Consider the following 20,118-nt stretch of genomic DNA (forward strand, 5'->3'; position numbering starts at 1 on the left):
TGCTATACCTCTTCGTAGAATGTGTCTGGGTCTTTCGGGTCGAATGGTTCACTAATCCAGAACAGGGTAACAAGTTCTGTTTTTCCCGTATTCGTTATATTATGCGTGTAATTAACGGGCATTTCAACCCAGCTCGGCTCATCACCGCTCACATTATATTCAATTATTTTTTCAGTACCGATTCTGCGAAGCTTAATGCTCGCCTTTCCCGAGACAACACAAAATTTTTCGCTTTTTCTGGTATGATAATGATTGCCTCTTGTAATGCCGGGCTTTGTTGTAGAGAACGATACCTGCCCCGCTTCTTCAAACTTATAAACCTCTACAAAACTCCCTCTGTCATCGCTGCTTGATTTGAGGTTTTTCTGCCAATCGCTTGAATCCATATAAGTAACGAAAGTATTGTACAGATCTCGTTCAAAATCACTGGAAAATGAGGGCACAAAACCATCTGAGTAGGCTCTCTTGAAGCGCTGGAGCAGCTCCAATATTTCTGACACCCTAACGCCCTCGACTCTTGGCTTTATGTGCTCCACCCTGCAGCCTGAAGTATTTTCTCTGATAAGCCCGCAAATATCATCAACCAGATAGTTGATGTGAATCATACTGAGCTGGCCGTCAACCTTTATCTCAGGCTGCTCGCCGCGTGCAACCTGATGGCAAAACGTTGCTACAACAGAATTGTAAAACGGCTTCCCTCCATCCCCGAATACGTTGGGAACAACCATAGAAACTCCTGCGGAATCATGCTCACCGCACCATTTCTCCAGAATCTGCATAGCCGCCAACTTACCTTTCCCGTAAGGATTGTCCCTTTCAATCTGCGTGGTTGAAGAAAAAAGTATTTTCGGCTTACTGCCCGATCTGTCCGCCGCATCAAGGAGCTTCTGCATAAGCTCGATATTCTTATTGTAGATTACGTCCGGCTCATCCCTGTTCACGCCGGCAAGATGAACAATAACATCAGCATTTGAAGCAAAGTCTATAAGCTTTCGTTCGTCATCGTAGTATGAATCTTCGAAGGGAAGAACCTCAATATCCTCTTCACGTGCAAGACGCTTCTCTAAATGGCCGCCGACGAATCCGCTTTTACCTGTAATGCCAACATTCATAAACTATTGCCTCTGCTCCCAGATTTCAAGCTCTTTTTGGACGTATGGAAGGCTGAGAAGGAGCTTTTCAACCTCAGGGATTTCCATTCTTCTGGTGTTGTGAGAATTGTAATCCTGATTCACAACTTCCTTTTCCTTGCCTTCGGAGAAATACATCGTGTAGTTCAGGTCTCGATCGTCCACGCCAATCCTGTAATAATCCTCCATATCTTCGGCCTTCTGAAGCTCTTCTACCGTAAGAAGGGATTCATATATCTTCTCGCCGTGGCGTATTCCGATCACTTTGATTTCATTATCGGCGTTCATTATGTTTCTAACCGCTTTGGCAAGATCCATCATTGTGCAGGCCGGAGCCTTGCGCACGAAAAGATCGCCCGGGTTGCCGTTTTCGAAAGCGAACAGCACAAGGCTGACTGCATCACGCAGAGGCAGCATAAAACGCGTCATATCTGGGACAGTAAGAGTTAGGGGCTTGCCCTGTTTGATCTGATTCATAAACAACGGAATAACCGAGCCGCGGGAACACATCACATTGCCGTAACGGACGCGGCAGACTATTGTATCGCCGGAATTATCAAGCCTTGAAGCCGCCGAAGCAACCTTCTCCATCAAAGCCTTGCTCATGCCCATTGAATTGATGGGATAAACCGCCTTGTCAGTGCTGAGGCATACAACTTTGTCAACGCCATGCTTTATCGCAGACTGAATTACATTGTTGCTGCCGGAGATATTCGTCATCACAGCCTGCATCGGGAAGAACTCGCAGGACGGGACCTGCTTGAGGGCTGCGGCATGGAAAACCAGATCAACGCCGTTCATCGCCTCGTCAACAGATTCTAGGTCGCGCACATCGCCGATGTAAAAACGAAGCTTGGAGCTCGCCTTCTCTATCCGCATAAGCTCCTGCTTTAATTCATCACGGCTGAATATGCGAATCTCTTTGCAGCCAGTTTCGAGCAGGGTGTTTGTTACGGTTTTGCCGAACGAGCCCGTTCCGCCGGTAATAAGTACGGTTTTTCCTTCAAGTTTTTTCATAATCCACCAAAAATTGTAAATGTTTTCGGGTATATTAAACAATGACGGGAAAAAATCAAATAAAGCTTTTGTTAATCTTTGCCGGAATCTTTCTTGTCTGCCCTTTTTCGAAGGTTCATAAGATATTCTGATGTTATCTCTTCCGGCGGCTTTTCCATAAACTCATCTAAAAGCTCTTGATGACCTTTAAGTGCGACGGCATCTTCCACCCCTTCCCGCCAAAGCTGCCACCTCTTCGACGGAACTATCGGCTCATATATCGCATCTTTGGGAAAATCGGGATGACGGCCATTATACACGGCACCCCAACTAATTTTTTTATAATCATTGAATTGTCCGCCTTTGCCATCTAAATAAACCCAAAAGCCTGCCCCGTTAATACCTCTTGCCGCTGCATTCATTGGTGCTGATAAATCAAGCCGTTTCTGAGCATAGGCTGTTTTGGACAGACTTCCATAACTCCAAATCTCACAATCATAACCCTTGATTTCTTCTAACCAATCAGGATGCTCTTTTGCCTGCCCAAGGGGAGGGCACCATACATCAACCAAACCTTCTGCTTTACGAATATCCTTAAGGCCATTTGCGAAACAGTTGGCATATATATTAATATTCGGATCGGCTTTTCTAATAACCTCGGCCGTTCTTATAAAATCATCATGCAGCCGTTCATCATAGGGGTAAACAGCATAATCGCCATAACTGTAACCACGATTTTCCATATATTCAACAAGCCGGCGAAGATAAGCTCCAAATTTCCTCCCCCACTCTTCCGAATACATGTCTTCGCCAAAATAATTTTCTCTCCCAGAGCCGAATCCTAATAATAAAAGCACAAAGTCGGCATGTTTTCTAAGCTGCAGCTCTTTTTTTAGCCTCGGATTTATTACTGCAATCTCAGTACCACTCTGCTTTGAAGATATTTTGTGCAGGAAAAGAGACGGATGTATCGCAGTAACATTCAGGTAATGCTGTTTCAAATCTTCCGCCGCAAGCTCTGGAATATCATTAGTAAAAGCACTGCTTCCCGTTATATAATCCCAGTTGCAGGTTTTGAAGTCTGGATTATCAGGGAATTTGCGGCCGGCTATTTTTATCTTTGTTTTGAGGATTTGTTTTGGCTTTTCTTTGCTGTTTTCGCATTGAACCAAAACTGCCGAAGAATACTCGCCCGCTTCTAAAGACTTTGAATTAAACTCAAGGAAAATCTGAGACACCTCGCCCGGGGCTGCCTCAAAGCTTCTGCTTCCCTGCAAAACAAGCGGATCGGCAAAAAAACCGGTATTATGTGAATAAACATAGACTGCACGCCTCGGAATCATAAACGCCTGAGAGGGGATGTAATCATCGCCGCGTTTAAGCGGGGATAAATCTATACTAAATTCTAGGCTCTTATCTGATAAGTTCACAATATTAAAAGCAGCAAGATCATGCTCATTCTGCCATAGATAATACTCCATCTCAGATATGCTGTTAGGGCCTGCCGGCATATCCTCAAATTTGAGCACATCCAGAGGGTCAGCAGAGGTGCAGTACCAAGGGGTTTTATGTTTTGCTTTTAAGTATTCCGCTCTAATTTTCCCAAAAAGCTTCTCAAGAGATTCAAGCTCTTCGTAACTGCCCAGATCCTTTTCAAAAACATTGAGCCGCTTTTTGTATGCAGTTATTTTTTGGCCAAAATCATGAGCCTCAGCTTCAGATTCTTTGAAAGACTGTTCCAGAGATTCAATATTCCTCCCGAGCTGGCGCAGCCTCTCGGCATAATCTATCGCCTCGCTGTTTACAAATACCGGCCCAGCCGGCTCAGGGCAATCCTGCTCTGCAGCCAAAACTTCAATTTCATCTGAGAAGAAAGCGTGAGTAAAAGTTTTAACCAAAAGTTTTACATATCTGCACTTTCGGCCTATATCAAGCTCAAAAACTTTGGCTTCTGCAAAACCATCTTTATCAAAAGTCCATCCTTTAGTATCGTTTATTGAGCATAAGCTGTAGTCACTTCCATCGCTTGAAACCAAAGCCACGGCATAATCCAAATACTCAACACCTGCCTTACCTCCTCCAGTTGTATAGATCAAAACATTGCCAACATCTTCTATTTTTTCTAAATCAAAAGTTATATCAATAAGTGCACGATGCCACCACCCAACCGTTTTATCCCTATATTTATCATACCACCAAGACTTACCTATATAGCCGTCAGTTAGCTGGCGATAATCACCAACATCTTCAGTTAAATGATAATTAGGTTCTGGAACAAGCGTATAACTCTTATTCAATGCCAAATTCTCAGCGGCCGGCAGATTGGCAGCTATAACAGCAAAAAATAATATTTGTGTGAATTTCTTCATTTATTCTGGACTACTATTTTCCTTTTTAAGATTGGCTACAACAAACACAATATTCTTATCATAAGCTATGATAAACTTCTCCAACTTCTTTTATCAAAAGACTATTTTCCTTTTTTACGGATTTATTCAACTTGTTAATTAGAATATCAATCTCATTCTCATTTAATATTTCACTTTTTTTAAGAATCTTTGACAGAGCATTTGAATCTCCTTTTTGGAATGACATTGGATAACCAGGCAAATATTGCTCAAAAAGGGCGATGTTACTTGTAATCACAGGTGCCTTTAAATGAGCGCAGGAAATTAACACTGAGCTATGTGAATATTCTAAGTATGGTAAAACAATAAATTTAGCCTTTTTAATAAATAAATAAAACTCTTCGTTAGTTAAATATCTGTCTAGTATTACACAATTATTAAGTTTTTTTATTTCATTAATAAGATTTCTTGGTACATCCCCCCATTTCCCTGCAATCAGCAAAACCGATTTAAAATTACGAGAATTAATTTCCCATGCATTTTTTAATGTTTCTATGCCCTTGCACATTCTAGGACCCGTAAACAAAAAATAATCTTTATCACATGGAATGATGTTCCGCAAAACATCTTCTGCCTCTCTAAGTTTTGCTGGTTCTATAATTTCATCATAACTACTAAAAGGAAAAGGATGATATTTAATTCTATTTTTTACATTGTCATTTAAAAATCCAATTAATAGTTTTTTTGCCGAAAAGCTATGAACTATAAGAAAATTTGCTCTCTCCAGCATCAATAGCCTTAATTTGCCCATTTCTTTATTCCTAGTCGCCACATCATGACAAGTCAAACCTACCTTTAAACAAAATATTTTACACAAAAAAAACATTATAAATACAGAGAAAAAAGGGCCAGCTGTATGCAGAACAATGATGGGCCTTCGAAATATTGCTAAAAACCAAACTGCTAACATTCCGAAAACAACTTCAATGCCCCTAACTATTTTAAGAAAAAAGCCACGATTAGGAATTTTATCCGTAATTGGGTAGAAACACTTAATAGTATTTTCAGTATTATACTTAAAAGCCCAGCTAACAAAAAAAAAGGCCTTAATACCTGCTTCTCTCAAAGCTTTTTGCAAAGCATCAGCATATGCTCCCGCTGCCCCTACTGTACCAGGATATATATGCCAAAATTCTTTCTTTTTCAAAATACCCTCACTTTAACTAAATAAGATGTTAATGTTTTGAAATTAGCTGTCCCAGCCTCTGCTTATAGCCTGATGTCCTATCCCCTCAGCAATCCTGCCAGTCGAGCCGGAATTGAGAACTGAATTAATTTGAAGCAATTTTTTCATTTACTAATCACATAATCCACTGCGTCACGAATAGCACCAGCCATTTGCTCCGGAGTTCTGCTTTTAACATAATGTTCTCTTGCTTTAAGCCCCATTTCTACATAGAGATCCGGCCTTTCAGCAATATTCTTTATAATATCCGGCAACTCTGAATGATTATTATATAATATACCATTCTCGCCATTTTTAATGTTAAATATTTCTCCACCGGTAATTGCGTCCTTCACAGTTACAAATGGAGCGCCATAGCCCATACTTGTTAAAACGGAAAGCCCAGCCTGACCTGGGGAAATGCATGCATAAGCACTCCTGAAATATTTCGCCAGCAATTTTTGGTCAAATATCGGCCCAAGTAAACTCACTTTATCTTCAAGCTTGTTTTGAGAAATCCAGCTTTTGATATTTTCGAATTCCTCCCCTCCTCCGATAATGTTAAGAGGCATAATATCATTCACAGTTTCAGCAGCCTCTTTATAGGCTTTAAGAAGCTCGTAAATCTTTTTCTGTTTGTAAAGAGTACCTACAAAAAGAATACTGTTCTTTTCGTAATTAACGCTCTCATCGTAAAAAACCTCCGTAGTGTTATTAGCTACAAACAGGCTCTCTTTCGAGAATCCAGCAGAAATATACTTTTCTACAGGATAGTCAGAATAGAAGATATTAGCGTCTGCCTTTTTGAAGATAAAGTGCCTTACACAGTCGAATTTATTGTTCTGGTCAAATTTTTTATCGTAAGATGCAGACACTCCAATCCCCCAGCCTATCCATTTATAATTACGGAATGGATTAATTATAAGCATATCCCTATCAAGGTAACGGATATTTGCCTCTGAAATAACAACATCAAACTGATTGCAATATTTATGCAAATTTACTTTCAAAAAACTAAAAAAAGGCAAATTTATATTTGCAACAACCTTTTCCTTGAATTTCAGCTTTGTTCCGTATTTTTTAGGCTCGGTATGCAAAAAAGTAAGTTCATAATATTCAGATAATAAATTTAAAATCGGGATACGATACTCTGCAATATTCTGATTTATTATCAAAACTTTCTTCTTAGACATACACAGGAGCTCCACTAAGTATCCCAGCTATTCTCTCAGCAGCTTTGCCGTCCCAGTATTTGGGGATTTTGCCGGAGACGTTAAAATTATCAGCCTTCAGCTGATTATAATTTTCAAGTATATCAGACGTATCTATATGAACAAGCCGGTTGGTTCCTTCGGCTACAGTTACCGGCCGCTCTGTATTCTCACGCAAAGTCATGCAGGGCACCTGAAGGATGGTTGTTTCCTCCTGTATCCCGCCGGAATCAGTAATTACAATTGCCGCATTAGAAATAAGCTTCATAAAATCCAAGTATCCCACAGGATCAATCAATCTGATATTGCCGCATTCAGAGATAACATCCGCAAAACCCATTTCCTTAATATTCTTCCTCGTACGGGGATGAATCGGGAAAATGAGCGGCATATCTTTCTCTATCTCTCTAAATGCTTCAATTATTTTCCTGAAATCATCTCTATTGTCAACATTGCTCGGGCGGTGCAGAGTAATTACCCCATATCCTTTTGGCTGAACGCCTAAATCATTCAGAACAGCAGACTGCTCCGCCTTCTCCCTGTTGGCAAGGAGCGTATCTATCATCACGTTCCCAACAAAATGAACCTTTTCGGCAGGGATGCCTTCCTTCTTCAAGTTATCAATTCCGGACTGCTCGGTAACAAAGAGTAAATCGCTGATGGAATCGGTTAGGACTCGGTTTATCTCCTCAGGCATGCTGCGGTCGCCGCTACGAAGCCCCGCTTCCACGTGTATCAGCTTGACGCCGAGCTTCACTGCTACCAGACCGCAGGCAATTGTGCTGTTCACATCGCCAACCACAAGGACGTAATCCGGCTTGAAATCCTGAACCACCGGCTCGAACCTTTTCATCACCTCAGCTGTTTGAACGGCGTGAGAGCCCGAGCCAACCCCCAGATTGATATCCGGCTCAGGTATGCCAAGCTCATTGAAGAAAAGATCGCTCATCTTCTCATCATAATGCTGCCCGGTATGCACCAGAAGCGATTCTATTTCGCTGCATTTATCAAACTCCCGCATAATGGGAGCTATCTTCATAAAATTCGGCCTCGCACCGCAAACACATATTATTTTCATATAAATCCATTTCTCTCAAATCATAGATTCCATAAATTTAAGCATCCCTTCAGATCTCAAGTTTACATCGAATAACTTAGCTCTTTTTAATGCAGCTATCGACATTTCTTCAAGTTTATTTGGGTTATCCTTCAAATCTTTCACAGCTTTTCTTAATTCTTTTATATCCATCGGATCAATCCTGACAGACATCTCATCAGAAAGGAGTTCGTCATTGAAAGCTCCTTTTGAGCTTATAACCGGCAGACCGCAAGCCATCGCTTCAACAATTGCATTACACGAGCCTTCGCCAAGCGTAGGCAACACGAAAACGTCACATGACCCTAGCAATTTGGGGATCATCTCCTGTTCAACACTTCTGCTCCATAATATTTTCCCTTCCTCTGAATAAGGCAGGCTGTTGCCGGCAAAAACCACTCCCACATCTTCAAAAGGTTTTATAGCTTCCAATACTCTCTCTTGCCCTTTTCTCTCGCTATAATGACCAATGCAGGCCGCAAGAAAGAGGTCTTGGGGGAAGCCCAGCTCTTTGCGGCATTCAGATTTATCTAAAGGTCTAAATTTGCTCAAATCAGATCCATTCGGAAAAACTGCGATCTTGTTTTGAGGATATGAGAGGGTTCTGTTCACTAAATTTGAAAGCAAAGCAGAATTGGTAAAAACTCCCGCCGCATTTGAAATAACTTCTCTTGCATACTTATTTCCGTAAGCTTCAACTGAACCAATTTTTTCGCCGCTTGTGCTCTCTCCCAAGCCGGGAAAAGCTGGAACCCCATAAAGCTGACCAATATTAATGGCAGCCGCACCGCCTGCAAAAAGAAAATGGCCATAAACCGCATCAAATTTCAGCCTTTCTTTTCTTACAGTTCTTAAAACTGCTTGAGTAAAATTATTAAACATCAATCTTGGGCTGCTTAATCGGCCAAGCCAAAGCTGTCGCTCAATTTTTCGGCCAAAATAACACTGAAAATATGCGGGGCGATAAACATTAACTACCTTACCCTCGCCGGCATCTTCTAAAGAATGATAAGGATTGCCTTTCCTGTCTGCAGTGCATCTCAAGTTTGCAGGGCAAATAACCGTCGTTTCAACGCCTTGCCTAGCAAAAGCGTGGGCAATCTGCTTTACAAAAGTAAGTCTCGCCGGCTTTGCCGGTGAGGGGTAATATATGCTTGTTATCAGAATTCGCTCTATCGACATATTAATCACGTAGAATTCCTTTTCGTCTTGCAGTTTCATAGAAGGCTGCGATTAATCCTAAAACTACCCAGTGGTAATGGGAGAAAAACAATGGAGCAACCAAGGATATGAGAGCTGCATAAGCGAAAAATACTATCACCATCTTTGATACAATAGCAACTTCGGGGATATTAGACATCCTATTCTTAAAGCCCTTGAGAGCCAAAATTACGAAAACCGCCATCATCAGTACAAAACCTATAAGCCCCCCGTTGGTCAAGAGCTCAATGTAAGTGTTGTGCGCATAGATACCAAATTTATTATTGAATCCAAATTGATTAAGCCCTACTCCAATTAATGGGTGTTCTGAAAACACCCTGAACCCTTCTTTTACCAAACCTATTCTGGCCTGCTCTCCTGCACCGCCGCCTGTTTCTGCAGTCTCTAAGAACATTCTCATTCTTTTACCTACTATAGTATCAGCAATAGCGCTAGACATCCAAGCAATAAAAACTAACCCGCCAGCCAATAGGAATAAAAATAAAAGAGGCCTTTTGACAATATCTTTCCAATGAAAAACTGCATACCAGACTAAAAGAATAAAGATAAAAAATATAAGGCCTTTTTTGGATCCGGTAGCGAAAATCAGTTTTGCCTGAAACGGCAAAAGAGCCAGCATAAATATTTTAATCCATTTCTTCTTGGACAATTCAAAGAAAGCAAGCTGCAGTATAAGCATATGCTGGATAATAATCGCTAAGCCATTAGGATTTGAGCTAACGCCTGTAATCCTTTCACCGGTTTCTGTACCCAATAAAAAATCGCCGCTTAAGAATGTATAAATAACGGCTTCAACAAAACCTAAGAAAAATAATATGCTGATGAGTTTTAAGTTCTTGAAATTATCTGCAACTCGCAAAATAAGCATAAACAGTACAAAAAACTGAAACATTCTGAAAAATGAAGTGCCAAAGACATACATAGAAACTGCAACCATAATGCCGGTTAGAGACCATAAAAGCCAGGCCCCAAAACAAATCACCTCTTTAGTAATCACAAAGCCTTTGGTAAAGAATTTCAGCAGAATTACAATTGAAACAGCATACCCGAAATACTTTGATGCTGCGGCCGTTGCTTCCGCCTGAGAAAGCGAAGGGATCGTAAACAAATACAGCCCCATCAGCAGGCAGTAAAACCATGAAGTCTGCTCTGCAAATGTGAGCTTTGCAGGGGCTAATAAAGCCGCTTTGTTTCGGTTAGAAAAGCTATTTACTGTGTTTAGAGTTTGCATACTCAAATAAACCATTTAATTCTATTTGTCAATACCGTGGATCTCCCGTCCAATAATTCCCCATCCACTCATCGTAACAGTAAGCACTGAATTCCTCTGCTCCGGAACCATGGGCAAACGTCATCTCGCCAAAATAAATATTTCCATTTACATTATACAAGTCAACCCTGACATACGAAAATGGCTCAGCAAGCTTTTTGGCAATCTCAAGCATCTTCTGATAATTTTCAGGCACTTTTAGCTTTGTATAAATGGCCGGATATCTCAGAGAAAACGGAAGCCAATCAAGAGATTCTCCTTCAAAGAATGATCTATTATGATTGAAATTTCTGTCATAATCAACATGAAGGACAACCCTAATATAACCATTACCCTGCTTAAAACAATGAAATTTATAATCTTTAATATCAGTCTCGCCATTGCTTGGCTCAAGACTTTTTTCAGCTAATATACGAGGAGTTATATCGCTGTACCATCTTTCATTAACTATCTTTCCAAAATCAATATCTAATTGCTCATTAACACTTTTACAAGCTTCTCTAATCTGTTCATCTGTGGATTCACTACTGATTAATTGAACCGGCCCTGAATTGTGATTGGCTTTAAGAAAAAAATCGCCTCTCTCATTCAGTATCTCTTTTATTTTTTCCGCTGATATACTATCCCCAACAAAGTAATTTTCAATAACAACATCATCACCTACTTTCTCTGCCACATATTCCTTAGCTTTAATTTTATCCGAACAAACAGAAAACAGCTCGTGCTTATACTCTCGTTTGCGAAGATTGATCTTTTCATTGTATGTTTTAGGGTTTTTAAAATCAGGCCAATATTTGTTTCTTTTAAAAAAAAGATACCGAAAGTAAAAAAACCTAACTAATTGAAATTTTGGCATTAATATTCTAAGAATTTTTTTTGCAAAATTCATAATTTTTTCAGGCTTTCAATAATTATATCCCTATGTGCTTCGCAGCGGATCATATTCTGTTTCACTCTCGTTTTCTTTTTATTATTGCACGGCAGTTTGAAAATCAGCGGCAATAATCCCAGCCTCCTCGCTGCTCCCCATACCAGCCTCGGGACAGAGGATATATTGTAGAGGTATGCATAACACCTCTCGCTAACGAACTGCTGCCAGTGCTGAAGGTAGCTGCCGTCTTGGATTTGTTTTCCGATGCTAAGTATCTGCTCTGTCATTTCTTTTTTCTTTTGGCCGGCAAGCAGCTCAACAGCTTCGCCGCCAAGGCATTGAGAGTATGGAATTATTTCAAAAGCCAAATCTTCGCCGGCTTCTAATTCTAATCTAACTGCATATCCGTATCGCCAGCCGTCAAAGGCAGAGCCGCTTGGAAAGAAAAAATTGCCCAAACTGTATGCTATCGGAACGCCATTATATTCCTCCAATCCTCCAATGCAATGGGTATGATGACAGATTACGGCGTCTGCTCCCATATCTGCACAGAATCGGTACTGCTCAACCATCCTCGGGCTGGGATAATGGCAGTGTTCATGGCCGCCGTGGATTATTACAAGCACGAAATCTGCCTGCTTTTTCGCCTCCATTATCTTTCGGCTGTTCTGCACGACATTCATCGGATGGGCGCCGGCCTTATCCTGCTCGGCCGAGGCAAATTCATTCTCTGCAAAATTCAACACCGCCAGCTTAACCCCTTCTATCTCCTTGTAGAAAGTTTTGGAAGCATGCTCTAAATTATCGCCCGCTCCAACTGCATCAAGGCCTACGCGATCACATTCGCCGAGCGTATCTGAAAGGCCTTGAGAGCCGAAGTCCATAATGTGATTATTGGCGAGAGATGCCATATCAAAGCCTGCGTCCTTGAGAAGATCCGCCCAGAGCCTGCCGGCCTTCAAATTAGGCCCGCACTTCTCAATAGCAGTTGCTGCCTGCGTGAGCGGACATTCAAGATTTACGATGGCATAATCAGCCTTCTGAATCTCCGGCAGGAAATCCGTAAAGATATCCTCCGGCCGAATCTTCTCATCAGGATACTGATTAGAACCGTATGTTGGGCAGAAATCACCGGCGATCAAGATATTCATCAAGAACTCCGAAGAATATAAGATTTAATAAAAGAAAACAACCTTGACCATATATTAAAATAAATCCAGTATGACAAATCATACAAGAAAAGCTCAATATGGTTTATCTTCTTATATGTCTTTTGATAATACCTGTTAGACTCATAGCTACATTTAGCAGAAAAATCAGAGAAATTGTTTTGCTTTACTGAAACCCCATGCTCATGAAGCACGCTTACCTCAGAATAGAAATAAACTTTATAGCCGGCATTCCTCATTTTCAATGCCAGTATTGGCTCTTCTGCATAAATAAAAGTATTAGGGTCAAACATTTCCACTTCCGAAAAATAAGAAACACTTACAATTAAAAATGAACCATTCAAGTAATCGTATTCACCAGAATACGCATTATAAATAGTAAAATTATTAATTTTCATCCTAACCCTTGGAGGGAATGCGGGATAAAATAGCTTTGGTATAATGTGCAGCTGCCACACATTTTTCATCACTCTGGGGCTTTGATCTTTACCATCAAGGCCTACTATCCTCGGCCCTATGAGGCCGATTTTTGGGTCTTCTTCAAGTTTATCTATAAGCCTTTCGGCAACATCATTATCTTGAAATACCAAATCGCAATTAGAGAAGCAGAAATACTTCGTCTCGGGGAAGTGCTTGAGCATAAATCTCGCGCCGATGTTATTGCCTCTGGCATAACCGTGATTTTCAGTTTCTCCGAGCAGGTATATTCCGGCGCTTTTGTCTATGCTGTCCCTGTCTTCCACAAGCACAGCTCCGCAGCCGGCAGCAATCTCCTCATTGCTCTCAGTAGTGCATGAGTTGTTTACTATTACTATCTTATGAGGATACTGCACCTTTACAAGCTCCTCATTGATATATTTTATAAGACGTTGATTAGTCTTGTAGTTTACTATTATTATTCCAAGCATTTTAAATCCCTAATAAAAAAGATAATTTTGAATTTTTAATAAATCTGAGCTTCATTAAATCAAGTATCAGATTTCTTTCCTCCTTAGTAATTATAACAAACCAAGCAATCAAGACATAAGACAAAACTATCGAAAATACAAAAAGAAAATACAAAATTAAATTTTGCGGATATAGGTACCAATTGAGCACAGTTCCTAATAATAAACATACCAAAGGCATCACAGTATACTTAAAGATTCCTCCCCATAAAGTTTTCAATTTAAATGGAAGCAATCTCGTTAAATATATACAGTTAAAAAACACATCTCTTGCTATTATAGTAATTAATGACCCTATAGCAGCCCCATAAATATCTAATTCAGTATATTCTATTAATAATACAGATATAATAATATTCATGCATCCAAATATAACAGTGGCAACGCTTAAGGGCTTAAGTCTATCCATATTTTTTGCAATGCTAAATATTCCTCCAAGAGAATAGGCATATAATTGACTCAACAACAAAACAGAAAGCAAAGTAAAATAGGCGGAAAAAGAGCCTCCCAGCCATAACTCTAAAAAGAACCTACTAATTAAGGAAAGACAAGTTATAATTAACCCTAAGCCCAAAGAAGTAAATTTAACTATTCGCAAATATACTAATTTCAATTCGTTCAATTTAGAAAGAGCCACAAGATGAAGTAAATAAGGTGAAAAATTTCTATTAATAAGGCCAGGGATCATTCTTAAAAGCATCACAACCTGGAAAAAAGGCGCATATATCCCTGATTTTTCTGGTCCTAAGCAAATATTAATAAGTATTAAATCCGCATTCAAAAATAAAACACTGCCAATTTCATTTAATAAAGATTCTGAACCAAGCCTTGCTACCTTAGAGAAAGATCGAATAGAAAAAACATTATTTTTTTTATGTATCTCAGGTAACAAAACTTTAAAGGAAATATATGACAATAAAACTAAAATTAAAGAATTAAAAAAATATATCCCAGAATAAGCAACAAAATTACCGGAAAGAAAATGAGTAACAACCAAAACTAAAATAATTTTTAAGATTGCACAAAATATAACAAATAAATCAGAAAGAAAAAACCTTGAGCTTAAAAAAATTCCTAAACGGTAAACTCCCTGAAAAGAACCGATCAAAAAAGAAGAAACCATAAAAACAAAAGATATTGAAGCGGCTTTTTCATAACCAGCGGGTATATTAAACACCCTTTCAATATAAAAAGAAAAACACACACAAAAAAGGATGACAATAAAACCTACAAATAATAAGCCCCTCACTGAAGAATAAAAATATTCACTGGCTTTGCCAAATCTTTGAGCAAAGTATTCAATTCCAACAAATCTGCCAACTGAAGACGTAACTATTATAGAAGTTAGGTCAACATACTTCCTTAGAGACAAAAACAGAGCAAATACTCCATATAAAGCCACCCCCATACTGTCAACTAAAATTCTAGTTACAAAAAATGCAATTAAAGTAGTAGTACACAATGAAGTTATCTGAGTTAAAGAATTAACAGCCGCATATTTTTTTAGATTAACCTTTGTTTGCATCAAAATCCTTTTGACTCAAAATTGGTTCCTCAACAGGCCATGCAATTGAAATTTCCGGATCATTCCATCTGATTCCTGAATCGGCATCCTTGCAGTACTCTGCGGTGCATTTGTATGAAATAATAGCAGTATCTGATAGAGTTGCAAAGCCGTGGGCAAAGCCGGGCGGGATATAGAGCATTTGTTTGTTATCTGAGGTAAGCTCGGCAGCAGCCCATTTTTTGTACGTTGCAGAATTCTCCCGCAGGTCAACCGCTACATCCCAAATAGACCCTTGCAGGCATCTTACAAGCTTTCCTTGAGCATGTGGTTTTTTTTGGAAATGAAGCCCGCGAATAACATTTCTCTTGGAAAAGGATTGATTATCCTGCACAAAATCCTCTTCAATACCGTTAGCCTTGAATTCGGAGGCCTTGTATGTTTCCATAAAGTAGCCCCTGTCGTCCTCGAAAACTCTCGGCGTAACGAGGATAACATCTGGAATTTCCATTTTCTTAAACTCAAACGGCATCAGCCATCTCCTTAATTTTCAATAGAACCTCTTCCAATGCATCCGCCCAGTGAATCGGTTCTATTCCTAAATCCTTATAAAGTGATGTTTTGTCCATCACTGAATACATCGGACGCTCAGCAGGCGTTGGATAATCTGCCGTTGTTATCGGAAGCAGCCTAATCTTATCCTCCAAAAGGCCAATTCTGACGGCCTTTATCATTATTTCATGTGCAAAGTCATACCAGCTTGCTGCCCCTGAATCTGAACAATGATATACGCCGGTTAGGTTATCCCTCTCCGTAAACTCCCACACCGCCTTTGCCAAGGTATGCGATGAAGTCGGCGTGCCTATTTGGTCTGCAACTATTGAAAGCTCATCACGCTCAGTCATCAGGCGAAGCATAGTTTTAACAAAATTACTGCCATTTGGAGAGTAAAGCCAGGATGTTCTTATAATGATATAATTATCTATTGCCTCGGCAAGAGCTTTTTCCCCTGCCAGCTTTGTTCTACCATATGCTGTTTGAGGGTTGGAAGAATCTGAAGTAAGGTAAGGCTTGCAGGATCGGCCGTCAAAAACATAATCTGTTGATATATGGATTACCCTAGCTCCAATTCCCTTGGAAGCAAGGGCTAAATTCGCAACACCTTCACAGTTGACCTTAAAAGCAATTCCTTCCTCCTGCTCCGCTCTATCAACTGCTGTGTATGCAGAGGCATTTATTACAACTTCAGGATTGAAATCATGAAGAGTTGTATTAACAAGCTCTTTCTGAGAAATATCAAGCTCTTCTATATCCACTGCTTTAAGCTTTATATTTTCTGGGGCACAATTCTGCAGCTCAGTTCCTAACTGGCCTTTTGCGCCTACAATTAAAACTTTCATTTCACGAGCCCTTTAAGATAATCTGCATAAGAACTTTTCCCATAGGAGTATATTATTTCGTTTATGTCTTCTTGAGAGATCCAGTTATTGATTAATGCTATTTCTTCAGGACAGGCAATTTTCAAACCTGTACGATGCTCTATTGTAGAAACAAAATTGCCGGCTTCAATAAGAGATTCATGAGTACCCGTATCCAGCCAGGCAGCACCGCGGGAAAGCAGTTCAACTCTTAAAGATTTATTTTTAAGGTAAACACAATTGACGTCAGTTATTTCAAGCTCCCCCCTGTCAGAGGGTTTGATTGTTTTTGCAATATCAACAACATCATTGTCATAAAAATATAAGCCTGTTACAGCATAATTGGATTTAGGATGTGTGGGCTTTTCTTCAATACTCAAAGCAACATTTCTCCCATCAAACTCAACAACACCATATCTGCTAGGCTCTTGAACCCTATATGCAAAAACAATTGCTCCTTTATCTTGGGCTGAAACCAACTGCAATCTTTTTGAGAGTCCATAGCCGTAAAATATATTATCACCAAGGATCAATGTACAATTATTATCACCTACAAAATCCTCGCCGATGATGAAAGCCTGTGCGAGGCCGTCGGGGCTTGGCTGTACGGCGTATTCGAGGCTGATGCCCCATTGGCTGCCATCTCCAAGGAGCTCGCGGAATCTGGGCGTTTCCTCAGGCGTGGAGATGATGAGGATCTCACGGATGCCGGCAAGCATCAGGGTTGTGAGCGGGTAGTATATCATCGGCTTATCGTAAACAGGCAATAGCTGCTTACTGACAACCTTTGTTACAGGGTGAAGCCTTGTTCCCGCCCCGCCGGCAAGTATTATTCCTTTTCTTGGCATTTTAACTAAACCACTATTCTAAACTTTTTTTTCTAACCGCTAATTTTCACTAATATCCACTAAAAATAAAGATTTAGATCAGTATTTTTATTTTTAATTGCTGATTTTCTTTTTTCAAAATCAGCGGCTCACTATAAATCGTTTCCACTCCAGCTTATTTTTGTTGCCCCAATTTATCAAATAGCCGACATTTTTGTCTGTGGCTTTAAGATAATTAAAAATTTGAGCCTCTTCAACTTTTGTTAAACCCTCTATTGCTTTGAGCTCAACAACTATTCCACCTGAAACATAAAGATCAGGCCGATAATATTTATTTAATGTTACGCTCTTATAGTTAATATGCAAAATTGGTTGGCTCTGAAACTCAATACATCTGTACTGAAGTTCAATTTCCAAGGCTTCCTGATAGACTTCTTCGAGAAATCCATAGCCAAGGGTATTATAAACTTCAAAAGCAGCAGATATTAAATCATAACCTTCCTGTTTATACATTTTTTTGCCTTTTTTCAATCCTTATCCAAATATTAATTAACCACTAATCTTCTCTATGAATAAGTGTTTGATTAGTGTCAATTAGCGGTTTTTATTCCCCCAGTCTTTCTCCTGCATATTTGGAATCTCTGATCGGCTGCCACCACCACTGGTTATCGATATACCACTGTATTGTTTTTCTGATGCCGGTTTCGAAGCTTTCCTTGGGCTGCCAGCCCAGCTCGCTCTGTATTTTGCCCGCATCGATTGCGTATCGTTTATCGTGGCCCGGGCGGTCTTTAACGAATTTTATAAGCTCACGTCTTGGTTTATCTGCCGGCCTTATCTCATCAATGAGATCGCAGATTGTCTGCACTACCTCGAGGTTTGTTTTTTCGTTGTGCCCTCCGATATTGTAGGATTCTCCCGGCCTGCCCTCAAGAAGCACCTTCGCAAGAGCCTCAGCATGGTCTTCCACGTAAAGCCAGTCCCGAATATTATCACCCTTGCCGTAAACAGGGAGGGGCTTGCCCTCAAGTGCGTTCAAAATTATAAGCGGGATAAGCTTTTCCGGGAACTGATATGGGCCGTAATTGTTGGAGCAGTTTGTGAGCACTATCGGAAGCTGATAAGTATGATGCCAAGCTTTAACCAGATGATCTGAGCTGGCCTTGCTGGCTGAATAAGGAGAGCGAGGGTCGTAAGAAGTTTCTTCTTTGAAAAACCCTTCTCTGCCAAGGCTGCCGTAAACCTCATCTGTTGAGATATGATGAAAACGGAAACGACTCTTAGCATCGGGCTGGAGCTGCTCAAAGTACTTTTTGGATATATCGAGCAGGTTGTATGTGCCAATTATATTTGTTTCAATGAAATCTGCCGGTCCGTCTATTGAGCGGTCAACGTGAGACTCGGCAGCTAAATGCATAACAGCATCAGGCTTGAAAGAGCTGAAAAGCTCCTGCACGGCCGGCTTATCACATATATCAGCCTGAGCAAAGCTATAGCGATCCGAACCCTCAACCTCCTTGAGCGAGGAAAGATTACCCGCGTAAGTGAGCTTGTCGATATTGAGCACGCTATGGTCGGCGTTTTTTATAATATGTCTTATTACGGCCGAGCCTATAAAGCCCGCACCACCTGTTACTATTATGTTCATTTATATTAGTTTTAAGTTGTAAGTTGTAAGTTGTAAGTTTTATGTTTTATGTTTTAGGTAATATGTTTTATGCCTTCCAAACCTTTTTCTTTGCGGATTTGCATTTGTCGCAGGAGTTTCTGGTATCGATTACGAGCTGGGCGTTATCGGTTATCATCTGGTAGTCGTAGTCTGAGTGGTCGGTGGCGATAAGCACAGCATCGAAGCCAGCGAGCATTTTCGGCGTTATTTTCCTGCTCTTCATTAAATCCTTATTATTTTTAAGAAATATTCAAACTAATCAATTACTTCATCAATGATATAACGTGGTCTTCTTTTAACTTCTATATACACTCTGGATAAATACTCTCCGATAATGCCAAGGCAAAGAAGCTGAACACCTCCAAATAAAACAATTGCAATAACAATAGATGCCCACCCTGCTATACTATTGCCTGTAATTTTTACACAAAGTGCATAAAGTAAAACGCCTAAAGCTATAAAGGTTGTTAAAAAGCCTAAGGCACTAATAAATCTCAGAGGAATCGCAGAAAAAGCTACTATACCATTTAAGGCTAACTTTAACATTTTTTTCAAAGTATACTGAGAATAGCCAGCTTCTCTCTTCTTTCTGCCATAAAAAACCTTAGCAGTTTTGAACCCCATATGGGGGAAAATACCCCGCAAGAACAAGCAATTTTCATTATAACTTTTTAGTGCTTTAAGGGCTTTACTTCCCACCAATCTAAAATCTGCATGATTAAAAATTACATTCGCACCCATCAGATTCATTAGTTTATAAAACAAAAGAGCGCTATTTCGCTTAAAGAAAGAATCTTCATTACGGGCATCCCTTATACCATAAATAATTTCAGAACCCTTATTAAATAATTCAAACATTTCATTTATCACTGAGATATCATCTTGTAGGTCAGCGTCTATTGTAACAGCACAATCTACATCCTTTTCCAGAGCATATTCCATTCCTGTTAATATTGCAGCTTGGTGGCCAAAATTGTTAGAAAGCTTTAAACCTTTGTAAAAATTGGAATTTTGAGTGAGAGTGTAAATTATATCCCAAGTTTTATCAAAACTCCCATCATCAACAAATAAAATAAAACTTTGTTCAGTTGCTAAACCTGAATTAATCAAATCAATCAGCTTTTTCACTAATTTCTCCGAAGATTCATTCAGTATTTGTTCTTCATTATAACAAGGAATTACAAACGCGACCCTTTTCATTTACTTCAATCCCCAA

19 protein-coding genes are annotated in these 20,118 nt (G+C 39.8%); all 19 read right to left on the reverse strand.

From position 1 onward, the window contains the following. Positions 1-2 precede the first annotated feature (2 nt). Entirely contained in the window at positions 3-1,112 is a 1,110-nt protein-coding gene (locus tag STSP1_RS03325; protein ID WP_085754988.1) for a polysaccharide biosynthesis C-terminal domain-containing protein, read from the reverse strand. Between the two features lie 3 nt (positions 1,113-1,115). After that, complete coding sequence (locus STSP1_RS03330) at positions 1,116-2,147, reverse strand: SDR family NAD(P)-dependent oxidoreductase (RefSeq protein ID WP_085756652.1); 1,032 nt, start codon at positions 2,145-2,147, stop codon at positions 1,116-1,118. A 71-nt stretch (positions 2,148-2,218) separates the two neighbouring features. Further along, positions 2,219-4,495, reverse strand: coding sequence for a hypothetical protein (locus STSP1_RS03335; RefSeq protein WP_085754989.1), 2,277 nt, complete (start codon positions 4,493-4,495; stop codon positions 2,219-2,221). 58 nt (positions 4,496-4,553) lie between these two features. Continuing rightward, positions 4,554-5,681 carry a glycosyltransferase family protein gene (locus STSP1_RS03340; protein ID WP_085754990.1) on the reverse strand — a complete coding sequence of 376 codons (1,128 nt, stop codon included), beginning with the start codon at positions 5,679-5,681 and terminating at the stop codon, positions 4,554-4,556. 143 nt (positions 5,682-5,824) lie between these two features. After that, a complete protein-coding gene (locus STSP1_RS03345) occupies positions 5,825-6,892 on the reverse strand; it encodes a glycosyltransferase family 4 protein (RefSeq protein WP_085754991.1) in 1,068 nt (355 codons plus the stop codon). Next, complete coding sequence (gene wecB / locus STSP1_RS03350) at positions 6,885-7,988, reverse strand: non-hydrolyzing UDP-N-acetylglucosamine 2-epimerase (RefSeq protein WP_085754992.1); 1,104 nt, start codon at positions 7,986-7,988, stop codon at positions 6,885-6,887. The genes STSP1_RS03345 and wecB overlap by 8 nt, the downstream gene beginning before the upstream one ends. Before the next feature lie 15 nt (positions 7,989-8,003). Next, positions 8,004-9,227: a glycosyltransferase gene (locus STSP1_RS03355; RefSeq protein ID WP_085754993.1), complete on the reverse strand. Its 1,224-nt coding sequence runs from the start codon at positions 9,225-9,227 to the stop codon at positions 8,004-8,006. Then, complete coding sequence (locus STSP1_RS03360; RefSeq protein ID WP_161491590.1) at positions 9,190-10,458, reverse strand: O-antigen ligase family protein; 1,269 nt, start codon at positions 10,456-10,458, stop codon at positions 9,190-9,192. The genes STSP1_RS03355 and STSP1_RS03360 overlap by 38 nt, the downstream gene beginning before the upstream one ends. A gap of 28 nt (positions 10,459-10,486) precedes the next feature. After that, the gene (locus STSP1_RS03365) at positions 10,487-11,386 is read right to left on the reverse strand and encodes an ATP-grasp fold amidoligase family protein (protein ID WP_226997503.1); all 900 of its coding nucleotides are present in this window, start codon (positions 11,384-11,386) and stop codon (positions 10,487-10,489) included. Then, a complete protein-coding gene (locus tag STSP1_RS03370; RefSeq protein WP_085754995.1) occupies positions 11,383-12,519 on the reverse strand; it encodes a CapA family protein in 1,137 nt (378 codons plus the stop codon). Before STSP1_RS03370 ends, STSP1_RS03365 begins: the two co-directional genes overlap by 4 nt. Next, positions 12,519-13,445 carry a glycosyltransferase gene (locus STSP1_RS03375; protein WP_085754996.1) on the reverse strand — a complete coding sequence of 309 codons (927 nt, stop codon included), beginning with the start codon at positions 13,443-13,445 and terminating at the stop codon, positions 12,519-12,521. Before STSP1_RS03375 ends, STSP1_RS03370 begins: the two co-directional genes overlap by 1 nt. A 1-nt stretch (position 13,446) precedes the next feature. Beyond that, on the reverse strand, positions 13,447-15,009 hold the full coding sequence (locus tag STSP1_RS03380; protein ID WP_085754997.1) for a lipopolysaccharide biosynthesis protein: 1,563 nt from the start codon (positions 15,007-15,009) through the stop codon (positions 13,447-13,449). Then, complete coding sequence (gene rfbC, locus STSP1_RS03385) at positions 14,993-15,520, reverse strand: dTDP-4-dehydrorhamnose 3,5-epimerase (RefSeq protein ID WP_085754998.1); 528 nt, start codon at positions 15,518-15,520, stop codon at positions 14,993-14,995. The genes STSP1_RS03380 and rfbC overlap by 17 nt, the downstream gene beginning before the upstream one ends. After that, positions 15,510-16,388: a dTDP-4-dehydrorhamnose reductase gene (gene rfbD, locus STSP1_RS03390; RefSeq protein ID WP_085754999.1), complete on the reverse strand. Its 879-nt coding sequence runs from the start codon at positions 16,386-16,388 to the stop codon at positions 15,510-15,512. The genes rfbC and rfbD overlap by 11 nt, the downstream gene beginning before the upstream one ends. Beyond that, positions 16,385-17,254 carry a glucose-1-phosphate thymidylyltransferase RfbA gene (rfbA, locus tag STSP1_RS03395; protein ID WP_085755000.1) on the reverse strand — a complete coding sequence of 290 codons (870 nt, stop codon included), beginning with the start codon at positions 17,252-17,254 and terminating at the stop codon, positions 16,385-16,387. Before rfbA ends, rfbD begins: the two co-directional genes overlap by 4 nt. 120 nt (positions 17,255-17,374) lie before the next feature. Further along, positions 17,375-17,764, reverse strand: coding sequence for a GxxExxY protein (locus STSP1_RS03400; RefSeq protein WP_226997504.1), 390 nt, complete (start codon positions 17,762-17,764; stop codon positions 17,375-17,377). Positions 17,765-17,837: 73 nt separating this feature from the next. After that, positions 17,838-18,881 (reverse strand): dTDP-glucose 4,6-dehydratase, encoded by a 1,044-nt coding sequence (rfbB, locus tag STSP1_RS03405; RefSeq protein WP_085755002.1) that lies wholly within the window; start codon positions 18,879-18,881, stop codon positions 17,838-17,840. 67 nt (positions 18,882-18,948) lie between these two features. Then, positions 18,949-19,125: a hypothetical protein gene (locus STSP1_RS12315; RefSeq protein ID WP_226997505.1), complete on the reverse strand. Its 177-nt coding sequence runs from the start codon at positions 19,123-19,125 to the stop codon at positions 18,949-18,951. Positions 19,126-19,157: 32 nt separating this feature from the next. After that, positions 19,158-20,102, reverse strand: a complete 945-nt coding sequence (locus STSP1_RS03410; RefSeq protein ID WP_085755003.1) for a glycosyltransferase family 2 protein — start codon at positions 20,100-20,102, stop codon at positions 19,158-19,160. Between the last annotated feature and the right edge of the window lie 16 nt (positions 20,103-20,118).

The organism is Sedimentisphaera salicampi (assembly GCF_002117005.1).
GTDB classification, from domain to species: Bacteria; Planctomycetota; Phycisphaerae; order Sedimentisphaerales; family Sedimentisphaeraceae; genus Sedimentisphaera; species Sedimentisphaera salicampi.